9 protein-coding genes are annotated in these 12113 nt (G+C 44.7%); all 9 read left to right on the top strand.

The features are described from left to right. Window positions 1–3 precede the first annotated feature (3 nt). Window positions 4–585, top strand: coding sequence for a flavodoxin family protein (locus tag J0B03_RS07575; protein WP_207299034.1), 582 nt, complete (start codon window positions 4–6; stop codon window positions 583–585). Window positions 586–901: 316 nt separating this feature from the next. Beyond that, on the top strand, window positions 902–3997 hold the full coding sequence (gene ileS / locus J0B03_RS07580; RefSeq protein ID WP_207299035.1) for an isoleucine--tRNA ligase: 3096 nt from the start codon (window positions 902–904) through the stop codon (window positions 3995–3997). 178 nt (window positions 3998–4175) lie between these two features. Then, complete coding sequence (locus J0B03_RS07585; RefSeq protein ID WP_207299036.1) at window positions 4176–5273, top strand: LacI family DNA-binding transcriptional regulator; 1098 nt, start codon at window positions 4176–4178, stop codon at window positions 5271–5273. A 43-nt stretch (window positions 5274–5316) separates the two neighbouring features. Then, window positions 5317–6381: an Ldh family oxidoreductase gene (locus J0B03_RS07590; protein WP_246798096.1), complete on the top strand. Its 1065-nt coding sequence runs from the start codon at window positions 5317–5319 to the stop codon at window positions 6379–6381. Between the two features lie 20 nt (window positions 6382–6401). Continuing rightward, window positions 6402–7211 carry a creatininase family protein gene (locus J0B03_RS07595; protein ID WP_207299037.1) on the top strand — a complete coding sequence of 270 codons (810 nt, stop codon included), beginning with the start codon at window positions 6402–6404 and terminating at the stop codon, window positions 7209–7211. 59 nt (window positions 7212–7270) lie between these two features. Then, entirely contained in the window at window positions 7271–8104 is an 834-nt protein-coding gene (locus J0B03_RS07600; RefSeq protein ID WP_207299038.1) for an SDR family NAD(P)-dependent oxidoreductase, read from the top strand. A 4-nt stretch (window positions 8105–8108) separates the two neighbouring features. Further along, entirely contained in the window at window positions 8109–9530 is a 1422-nt protein-coding gene (locus tag J0B03_RS07605; protein ID WP_207299039.1) for an L-fucose/L-arabinose isomerase family protein, read from the top strand. Between the two features lie 11 nt (window positions 9531–9541). Continuing rightward, window positions 9542–10690 (top strand): uroporphyrinogen decarboxylase family protein, encoded by a 1149-nt coding sequence (locus J0B03_RS07610; RefSeq protein WP_207299040.1) that lies wholly within the window; start codon window positions 9542–9544, stop codon window positions 10688–10690. 22 nt (window positions 10691–10712) lie between these two features. Next, window positions 10713–12104, top strand: a complete 1392-nt coding sequence (locus J0B03_RS07615; protein ID WP_207299041.1) for a four-carbon acid sugar kinase family protein — start codon at window positions 10713–10715, stop codon at window positions 12102–12104. Window positions 12105–12113: the final 9 nt, after the last annotated feature.

Genomic DNA, 12113 nt, shown 5'->3' on the forward strand with positions numbered 1-12113 from the left:
AACATGAAGATAACCGTAATGATCGCCAGTCACCGGCGAAAGAGAAACACCCAGGCAATGGTGGATGCATTTTTGGAAAACCTGCAGGATGGAAACGACATCGAGATCGTCAACCTCCTGGACAAGAAGGTGGAGATCTGTCTGGCCTGCGACTATTGCAAGGAGCACTACGACGAATGCATCATCAAGACGGACGACATGGCGGATATTTTGACATCTTTCAAGCACAGCGACTTGATCGTCATCGCCACCCCCCTTTATTTCAACAGCATCACCAGCCGGTTGAAGATCTTCATCGACCGTACCCAGACCCTGTACAACGGATGGTACCACTTCAAGGATCCCATTTTCAAGGAACCCAAGAACGTGGTGATCCTGGCCAACGGCGGATCCCCCACTTATCCGGACCATTTTTTGGGCGTCGATGTGGAGATGAAGCATTTTCTCAAAAACCTCAATGCCACGGTGATCGAAGACCTTCGCTACAACAACACGGACCGCAACCCCATCAAGGAAAACGAAAAGGCCCAGAAGGAGCTGCGGGAAGCCGCCCTACGGGTAAAGGCATTGATGGAAAAACAGTGAAAAGAAAGCCTTGACACCGTCAAGGAGATTTGTATAAAATGTAGTGAACAATCAAAAACAAGGCGTTGAAAAGACCAGTAGATAGGCCTACAGGCTTTCCAGAGAGGCGGTCCCCGGCTGAAAGACCACCAGGCACAGGCATATTGAATATCAACTTGGAGCCTGATCCCCTTGGATCCGGTGCAAACCGTTATCATTTGAGGCATCTTTTTTGGATGCGAAATAAGATGGTACCACGAAGTCCGGCACTTTCGTTCTTATAAAGAGCGAAGGTGCTTTTTTTGTTTATTTCAACCATGAAAGTAGGAGGAAGCTTATGGCAAAGTTCAAGGAATTGTCCAACCAGCCGGTGGCCCAGCGGGAAAAAGCCCTGGCAGACCGGTGGGAAGACATCCAGATTTTAAAAAAGAGCATCGACAACCGGGAAGGCAAGACCAATTATGTATTCTATGAAGGGCCGCCAACGGCCAACGGAAAGCCGGGGATCCATCACGTCATCTCCAGGACCCTGAAGGATTCCGTCTGCAAATACCAGACCATGAAGGGACACCGGGTGGTACGAAAAGCCGGATGGGACACCCACGGCCTGCCGGTGGAGATCGAGGTGGAAAAGCAGCTCAACTTGTCCAGCAAGACGGACATTGAAAAGTACGGCATCGACAAGTTCAACAAGAAGTGCAAGGAGTCCGTCTTCACCTACGAAGCCCAATGGCGGGAGATGACCAAGCGGATGGGATACTTCGTGGACATGGACGATCCCTACATCACCCTGGACAACGACTACATCGAGACCGTCTGGTGGCTGCTCAAGCAGTTCTTTGACGGCGACATGATCTACGAAGGACACAAGATCCTTCCCTACTGCCCCCGATGCGGAACGGGACTGGCCTCTCACGAAGTGGCTCAAGGCTACCAGGAGATCAAGACCACGACAGTCATCGTCCCCATGAAGCGAAAAGACGCCGACGAGTACTTCCTGGTGTGGACCACCACTCCATGGACCCTGGCCTCTAACGTGGCCCTGGCCGTCCATCCGGAAGCAGACTACGTCCGCGCCACCTCTGCCGGCAACACCTTCATCCTTGCCAAGGAACTTTTGGGCAAGGTGCTGGGAGAAGACTATGAGATCCTGGAAGAAATGAAGGGATCCCAGCTGGAATACCTGGAATACGAACAGCTCATGCCTTTCTTGAAAACAGAGCAAAAGGCCTTTTATGTGACGGTGGCCGACTACGTCACCACCGACGACGGAACGGGGATCGTCCACATCGCCCCGGCCTTTGGGGAGGACGACTACCAGATCGGACGGCGATACGGACTGCCTGTATTCAATCCGGTGGATGAAGAAGGAAAATACACGGAGACCCCCTGGAAGGGGAAAGTGGTCATGGATGCGGATCCGGACATCATAGTCTGGTTGAAGGAACAGGGGAAACTCTTCAAAAAAGAGAAGATCACCCACAACTATCCTCACTGCTGGCGCTGCAAGACCCCATTGGTCTATTACGCAAAGCCCAGCTGGTACATCGAAATGACCAAGATCAAGGAACAGCTCATCGAAAACAACAACGAGGTGAACTGGTATCCCGACTATGTGGGAGAAAAGCGCTTCGGCAACTGGCTGGAGAACCTGAACGACTGGGCCATCTCCCGTAGCCGGTACTGGGGAACGCCTCTGAACATCTGGCGCTGCGAGTGCGGTCATCTGGAGTCCGTCGGTTCCAGACAGGAACTCAAAGACAAGGCCATGGAAGACATTTCCGTGGACATCGAGCTTCACCGCCCCTACGTGGACGACGTCCACATCGCCTGCCCCAAATGCGGAGAGACCATGACCCGGGTGCCGGACGTCATCGACTGCTGGTTCGATTCCGGATCCATGCCCTTCGCCCAGTATCACTACCCCTTTGAAAACAAGGAACTCTTTGAAGAGCAGTTCCCGGCGGATTTTATCTGCGAAGGGATCGACCAGACACGGGGATGGTTTTACAGCCTCATCGCCATTTCTTCCTTCATCATGAAGAAATCCCCCTACAAGCGGGTGCTGGTCAACGATCTGATCCTGGACAACGAGGGACGAAAGATGTCCAAGTCCAGAGGCAACACGGTGGATCCTTTTGAACTGTTCGACCAGTTCGGCGCCGACGCCCTCCGCTGGTATCTGCTCCATGTTTCACCGGCCTGGACGCCTACCAAGTTTGACATCGAGGGATTAAAAGAAGTTCAAAGCAAGTTCTTCAACACCTTGAAGAATGTATATGCCTTCTTTGCCCTGTACGCCAATGCCGACGATCTGGATCCCGCCTCATTTTTTGTGGAGTACAAGGACCGTCCGGAGATCGACCGGTGGATCTTGTCCAAGTACAACAACCTGGTCAAAGACGTGACGGAAGAGATGGAGATCTTCGACCTGACCCGTGTGGTCCGAAAGATCCAGGAGTTCGTCAACGAGGACCTGTCCAACTGGTACATCCGTCGAAACCGACGACGTTTCTGGGCCAAGGAAATGACCCGGGACAAGCAGGCCGTATTCAACACCACCTACGAAGTGCTGACGGGCATCGCCAAAATGATCGCCCCCTTTGCGCCATATATTTCAGAAGAACTCTACACCACCCTGACGGGAGAAGAATCCGTTCATCTGGCCGATTTCCCGGAATGCCGGGAGGAACTCCTGGATGCAGGAGTGGAAGAGCGGATGGACCTGGTTCGGGACCTGGTCAGCCTTGGCCGTGCCGCCAGGGAAGAAGCCCAGATCAAGGTGCGCCAGCCCCTCCAAAAGATTTTGGTGGACGGGAAGTACAAGGACGTCATCGACTATCTGGTGCCCCTGATCAAGGAAGAACTCAACATCAAGGACGTGACCTTTGAAGAAGACCTTCACGGCTTCATGGATTTCACCCTGAAGCCGGACTTTAAAGTGGCCGGACCCATCTTTGGACCGAAAGTAAAAGTGTTGGCCAAGGCCCTGGCCCAAGCCGACACGGCAGAGCTGGTCAGCAAGGTGAAGTCGGAAGGATCCATCATGCTGGATCTGGACGGAGAGGAAGCGGAAGTAAAGGAAGAATACCTGGATGTGCGCATCAGCGCCAAGGAAGGCTTCAACGTCCAGATGGAAAACAACGTTTTCGTCATCCTGGACACCACCTTGAACGAAGACCTTCTGCAGGAAGGCTATGCCCGGGAAGTGGTCTCCAAAGTGCAGCAACTGCGAAAGCAAAGCGGTTTCGACGTGATGGACCACATTCGCCTGACCCTGCAAGCGGACCAGGATGTGGCACAAGCCGTAAAAGCCTTTGAAGAATTCATCAAGGGAGAAACCCTGGCAGTGGAAGTGGTATTTACCGAGAACGCCCTGGATGTGCAAAACATCAACGGCCATGACACGGGAATCAACGTGGAACGGGTGTAGGAAAAGAGAATAGAAGGTAACAAGAAAAGAAAAAAGCGAGCTTCTGCCTGTGATAAACAGGTAAAAGCTCGCTTATTCTAATTGAAGGTTTTCAAAGAACCATCAAATTATTTTATAATTTTTTTTTCGAGAACCTGTTGACAAGATATCTACTTTGAAGTATTATAAAGAAAATTGAATGAATACGTATACATACAATAAATCAAAGGGAGAATTTTTTTTATCCCAAAATGAATACGTATTCAAAAAAGGATGGATTGCTACTATGGATAATTCTAATAAGAAAGACATTAAAAAAAGTATTGTAACTTCAGTAGACGTGGCGAGACATGCAAAAGTTTCTCAAGCATCTGTTTCGCGAGCATTCACACCGGATAGCAGCATGAGTGACAAGATGAGAACAAAAATATTAAAAGCGGCTCATGAGCTGGGATATACGCCCAATGCAATTGCCCGAGGCTTGATCTCTCAAAAAACGAATATTATTGGCGTTGTTATGGACAATCCGGCAAATCCGTTTTATAGCTTGATGCTGGGAGAGTTTACTGAAAAATTGAAGGAGTCTGGGAGACAGACGTTATTATTCAATGCCGCTACTGATGCAGAGTTGGAACATGTGATCCGAGCTATAAGCGGCTATAGAGTTGATGGAATCATTCTGACCATTCCAAATCGAATCAGCGAATTTAATGCATTGGGTATTCCGCTGGTTTTATTCAATCGACGTGATTTTGATGAAAAAATTAGTGCAGTATGTTGCGACAATGTCCAAAGTGGAAGACTGGTTGCAGACTATGTGGTAGATCGAAAATATAAAGAGATTGCATTTATGGGCGGCTTGGCAGATTCCTCAACAACTATTGACCGGAGAAAAGGGTTTGCTGATGGGTTGAAAGAAAGAGGTGTAGGTAAACTTACTGAAATTAATGGAGACTATACTTTCCAATCAGGATATGACGCAACAAGAAGACTTTATGAAAAGAACAAAAATATAGATGCCATATTTTGTGCGAACGATTTAATGGCCATTGGAGCAATTGAATACATCAAGTTTGGTTTAAAGAAAAGAGTGCCGGAAGATGTGTCGGTTATCGGATTTGATGATATAACCGAAGCGAGTTGGCCATCTTTCGATCTTACGACCATTCATCAGCCTATAAAAAGAATGATAACGGAAACAATCAGGGTTCTAGATGATCAAATCAAAGGTGAAGAAGTGAAGCCTACAATCAATTATTATAACGGCGAATTGGTTATCAGAAAATCAACAAAGTAAAAAGAAACTAATTTGAATACAGGCAGGGAAAGGAGAGAGTTATTTGAGTGAAAAGATGATGGTATATAGAAGAGAAGTTCTTAGCGAGTTTTTAACAGAATTATTTTTAAAAACGGATATGAGCAGGGAAGATGCAGAATATCACGCATATGCGTTAACGGAAACGAATTTGTGGGGCGTTGATTCCCATGGTGTTATTCGAGTCCCGGCATATTTCAGAAGGATGATGAATGGAGCAATAAACACCAAGCCGGATACAAAAACAATCAAAGGATCTTTAGGGTTGGAAGTGATCGATGGTGACGATGGATCCGGTTTCATAGTGGGAAAAAGAGCGATGGAAAGAGCTGTTGAGTTGGCCAAAGAACATAATGTGGGGATAGTGGGAGCTATTCGCAGCAATCACTTTGGAGCATCTGGATTGTATGCAAAAATAGCGGCAGAAAACAATATGGTGGGAATCGCAATGACCAATGTATTGCCATTGATCGTAGCGCCAGGAGCCAGCAGGCCGGTGGTGGGAAATAATCCCTTTGCCATATCCATACCTACACATGGAGAATTTCCCTTTCTTCTGGATATGTCTTTGTCTAAAGTTGCTGGAGGGAAACTGACCTTGGCAATAAAAAAAGGTGAAAAGATTCCGACAGATTGGGCTACGGACTCAGAAGGCAAACCAACGGATGATCCGCAGAAAGCTTTTGAGGGATTCTTATTGCCCATGGGAGAATTTAAAGGGTTGGGCCTGGCCTATGCAGTGGATATTCTCGCAGGTGTAATAACCGGAGGAGTTTTTTCGCACCAAATGAGAAGCATGTATGCAAACCCGGAAGATCCCAGTTTGACAGGACATTTGATGATGGCAATCAATATTCCGGCAATTATCGACAACGATGAGATGAAAAATCGGATGAGCGAATATTACGAGCGTTTGGTGGAAACACCCATGTGGAATGGCGGAAGGATGTATCTACCGGGTGAATTGGAGTATTTAAAGAAGCAGGAGCGACTAAAAGACGGTATTCCATTACCTAAAAAAACGGTAGAAGAATTGGAAGCGCTAGCCGCTGAAATGAATGTTAAAACCCCTCTTGCGAGGGTTGAATAAACTAAAAAGGAGATTTGATTATGTTGAAAAGAAAGCATTTATGGTGGGACGAATTATCAAAGGATGAAATTTTAGAGGATGTAAAAAATTGCGATGTTGCGATTTTACCTATTGGCGCAATTGAGCAACATGGACCACATTGTCCTTGCGGAAGCGACGCGTACAATGCAAAAGGATTGGCGGAAAAAGTAGCAGAGCGCACAGGAGCCATGTTGCTTCCGTTGCTGCAATATGGTTCTCATCCGTACCATCACTGGTATATGCCTGGTACCATTCCAATCAGCTACGAGACCCACATCAATCTGTTGTGCGATATTGTAAAGGGAGCAGCAGTTGCCGGTTATAAAAAGTTTTTTATTCTATCGGCACATGGGCAGGTTGCAGCTACTTTGGTGGCTATGAACAAGCTTGGTTTGGAGGGGCACTTTGTATTGACCTGTCACTGGTATGACTTTTTAAGAGATAGCCAGAACATTCTTGAAACACCGATGACACATGCTGATGAAGCGGAAACCTCTATGGCTTTGTCACTGTATCCGCAATACATCGATATGAGCAAGGCGGTGGATGACGGTGGCGAAAGCTTGATCAATCCAGACTTCCAAATCAAACCGGGAATGACACCCAAACCGGGACAGATGTATCACTTTGAAGGAACATTTGCACGACCGGAGTACAAGGAATTGAAGAGTGGCGTTATTGGATTCCCGTCAAAAGCAACCAAGGAAAAAGGCGATAAGTTAGTGGAAACGGCAGTTGATCTGATGAGCCAGGTGATCGAGGATGTCATTGAAAGATTCCCGGCAGGAGTACAACCGCCTGTTAAATAAGAAGGTTTTGTAAAGGCTGCACCAAGCGGCCTTTACAAAATATATTGAGGTGATCAAAAATGAAACTTAAAGATAAGGTAGCAATTATTACAGGCGGAACTAGGGGAATTGGTTATGGAATCGCTGAAGAGTACCTGAAAGAGGGAGCAAAAGTAGTTATAGGCGCTCAAAACATGGTTACTGGTCAACACGCAGAGGAAGAATTAAGAAAAATTGGTGATGTCAAATTTGTTCATTGCGATGTATCTTCCATGAAAGATCTGAACAACATCGTAGAAGAAACGATCAATACATTCGGTCAGCTTGACATATACGTAGCGAATGCAGGGACGAATGATTCACAAAAGACGCATTATTTGGATATTACACCAGAACAATATGAACACATAATGAATGTAAATTTGAGAGGCGTATTTTTCGGCGGCCAGATTGCTGCCAAGCAGATGGTAAAGCAAGGTCATGGTGGAGTGATCATTAATGTATCCTCTGTAAATGCATATTTGGCATTGGATAGTCAGATGGTATACACGACTTCAAAAGGGGGCGTGCAACAATTGACCAAGGTACAGGCATGTGCGCTTCAACCTTACAATATAAAAGTGAATGCTATTGCTCCAGGGCCGATCGAAACGGATTTAATGAGAAATGTAGGCTCGGATCCTCAACTATACAATACTGTAATATCACGAACACCGGAAGGCAGAATCGGATCGCCTACAGAGTGCGGAAGATTAGCGGTTTTTTTAGCCAATGAAGATTCAAACTTTATATTTGGACAGTCCATTTATATTGATGGGGGTAGAAGCTTCCAAGCATTTCCTACGCCTGGATACAAGACCGTAACAGATGAAGACTTTGAGTTGTTGGAGAAATATAAAAAGAAAGAGGTTTGAGTTTATGATGCAATCCAAAGTGGCAGTTATGACTTTTGGAGACCCAAGAGAACATGAATGGAATAGCTTTATTAAAAACTATGCAATACCTAGACATAAACAGGCAGTTGAGTATCTGAAGTCAAGATCTATCGATGTGATCTATAATGAGGAATTACCAAGAAGCAATGCAGAAATCGATCTGCAAATAGAAGAAATGAAAAAGAAAAATCCGGAAGTTTTTATTGCACACGTTTCTACTTGGGCTTGGCCCAGCATGGTTGTGCGTGCAGTGCAAACAATGAACTTGCCAACGATTCTTTTAGGCAATGACCATCCGGGCACTGCCTCGTTGGTTGGATTCTTTGGCTCGGGAGGAGCGTTGAACCAGATCGGTTATCCTCATTTAAGAGTTTGCAGCGAGTTTTCGGATGAAGATGACAACGATATGGATAAACAAATATTACCTTATGTTCGATCAGCAAGTGCGGTAAGCCGATTAAAAGGTGGTGTCATGGGATTCTTCGGTGGACGATCTCTTGGGATCGATACAGGTTCTTTTGATTCCATGCAATGGAGATCACAATTCGGCATTGATGCGGATCATATCGACCAATTGGAGATCATTCGACAAAGTGAGCTGATCGATGAAAATCGAACAGTAAAAATGCGAGAGTGGCTTTTAGGAAACGTAAAAAGTGTCAAGTACAACGAAAAACTTACTTCCGAAAAACTGGACTTTCAAATAAGGTGTTATTTGGCGACCAAAGACATCATAGAAGAAAGAGGTTTAGATTTTGTAGCTATCAAATGTATGCCGGATCTATCCAATCATTATGTACCTCAATGCTTGTCGGCGGCATTTTTACCATCCCCCTTCGATGCGGAAGGTCCAAAAAATCCAGTTAGTATGGCATGTGAAGCGGATGCAGACGGCGCATTGAGCATGGAAATTCTCAAACATGTTTCAGGAGGGAATCCTCCAATGTTTGGCGATGTGAGTGCCATTGATAAAGAGAACAGCATGTTTTACATACCCAATTGTGGGGCGATCTGTTCATGGTATGCAACCAGAAAAGATAGTGCAGAAGATAACTTGAAAGAAATTGAGTTGCGGCCGGCAAACAGACCTGCAGGTGGTGCCATTCCCTTTATGCCGGTCGCTCCCGGAGAAATCACATTAGCTAGATTGTATAGAAAATCAGGAAAATATCACATGGCAATTATACCTGGTCAGGTTGTAAAACCCAATGATGAAATCTACGAGAATTATAAAAAAGCTCGGGGAGAGCATGTATTGCCTACGGCTTTTGTCAAGCTGAGTATTGACTTTGAACGATTTATTGGAGAATTTGGATCCAATCACATTTCCGGAGTAGCAGGGATTTGGACAGAAGAACTGGAATTGGTTTGTGAAATGTTGGATATAACACCTGTAAAGTTTTAAGGAGGAGAATCGTGAAAAGACGAGAAATATTTGAAAAAAACATGAATCACGAAGAAACGGGCTATGTATTGGTCGATTTAGGAAAACACATCGGATCCATCCATAAATTTGGATACGATCGTCTTAAAAAGATCATGCCTGAAATTGAATTTGAAAAAGAGAATCAAATTCTAGACCGGATGGCGCAAACGGTCGTACTCAATGAAGATTTGTTAAAAGAATGGGATATCGACTTCAGGTGGCTTCATCCCAATATTAATGCATTGATGACAGATGTCAGCGATACCATATATGAGGATATGTGGGGCGTAGGATTTAAGGCAGTTGAAGATTATTGGGCGCCAGAGTACTCCCCCATGTCCAAATGGGAAGAGGAAGACTTTGATAAGTTAGAGAGTTACAATTGGCCGGATCCCAATGATCCTAGACTTTTCGACGGAATGAATACGTATGCTGAAGATCTATATAAAAATACGGATTACATCATTGGAGCGGATGGGCTAAAAAATGGGTTATTAATGACGGCATTGCAAATGCGAGGTTATGAACAGTTTATGATGGACCTTTCGGAAGAACCTGAATTTGTCGAAGCGCTACTGGATAAAATTTTGGATATAACAAAAAAAATGTGGACCAACTATCTAAAAGATGTGAAAGAATACGTTCAAATCGTTTATTTGACAGATGACTATGGGACGCAAACTTCGATGTTGATCTCTCCGAATGCATTTAGAGAGTGGATCCAACCGCGCAATAAAGAGTTGATCGATCACATTAAAGGAATTGCTCCTCATGTTAAAATCATGTTCCATACAGACGGATCCATTTTGCCGATTCTCGATGATCTGATTGAATCAGGAGTAGACATTTTGAATCCTGTACAAACATCTACAGAAGGTTTGCACGATACGGTTGCTTTAAAAGAAAAGTATGGTGATCGAATTTGCTTCCATGGTGCCATCGATGTTCAAAAGGTGTTGCCAAATGGCACACCTGAAAGCATAAAGGAGGAAGTTCGAAAGCGAATGTTGGAATTGGGATCCAATGGAGGATATATATGCGCTGCATGTCATAACATCGGTCATGATATAAATGAAGAAAATATTAAAGCAATGTATGAAGCAGCCAAAGAATTTAAAACTACGCTATTCAAAGCATAGTGTAAAAGAGAGTTGAAAACACATGAAATCTTTGAATGAGAGCAATGTACATAAGTGCCGCAATGTTCGTGAAAAGCTTGAACTTCATTTGGCAAGAGATCCCAGAAAGGTCGTCATCTTGGATGATGACCCTACTGGAACTCAAACTGTAAAAGATGTTCCGGTTTTGACTACTTGGGATAAGGATTTGCTGATCGAAGAATTTAGAAATGATCGAAAAGCTTTCTTTATCTTGACGAATACACGAGCATTTTCGGAAAATGAAGCGAAGCGAATCAATAGAGAAATTGTAGAATATCTAGACGACGTTTCTCGAATGACCAGCAAAGATTACGTCTTGATCAGTCGGGGTGATTCCACGTTGCGGGGACATTTTCCTCACGAATTAGAAGATTTGTGGACTGATGGTCTCCACAGATTTGACGGAATTTTGTTCTACCCTTTTTTCGAGGAAGGGAAACGATACACGTCAGAAGACATTCACTATGTAGAGGAAGAAGGGAAATGGACTCCAGTCTCAGAAACAGCGTTTGCAAAGGATACAACCTTTGGTTTTAAGTGTTCCAACTTAAAAGATTACATCGCAGAAAAAACAGGTGGGGTAACAAGAATTGAAGAGATCCAGTCCATCTCACTGGAAGATATTCGAATCGGCGGTGCTGATGCAGTAGCAAGCAAGTTAAAATCTTTAAAAAACAATCAATACTGTGTTATCAATTCAACGGAATTTAGCGATGCGATTATCGTTGCATTGGCTGTTGCCAGATGCGAAGCGGAAGGAAAACGCTATATGATTCGATCCGCGGCATCTTTTGTGAAAGCGAGACTGGGGATATTCGAAAACACGTTGATTTCAGGCGAAGATCTTAAGGTTAACGATCAATCAAAAGCGGGAATTATATTTATTGGCTCCCACGTTCCAAAAACGACGATGCAGTTGAATTATTTATTGGAAAACAGTGAATTGGCTTCCATCGAAGTAAATGTTGTAGCATTGCTTGACGAAAAAAGCAGGGAACAAACCATCGATGATTACGCCAAGCAAATTGATGCATATTTGCAGGACAAGAAAGATGTCGTAGTATTTACGAGCAGATCTGTTGTTGCATTTGATAATCTTGAAGAAAATTTAAAAATCAGCGTGTCCATATCGGAGGGGTTGATAGGTATCGCAAGAAGGATACAAGTTGCACCAAGATATGTCATCTCAAAAGGAGGTATTACTTCCAGTGATATGGCAACAAGGGGGCTGAATATCCAACGGGCCATGGTACAAGGGCAGATCATTCCTGGTGTACCGGTTTGGCTGACGGAAAAAGATAGTAAATTTCCCGATTTAAGTTTTGTTGTTTTCCCAGGAAACGTTGGAGAAAAAAGTTCTTTGTGTGATGCCTATGAAATCATTAGCAAGTAGTCTTGATAG

The organism is Alkalibacter rhizosphaerae, assembly GCF_017352215.1.
GTDB lineage: Bacteria > Bacillota > Clostridia > Eubacteriales > Alkalibacteraceae > Alkalibacter > Alkalibacter rhizosphaerae.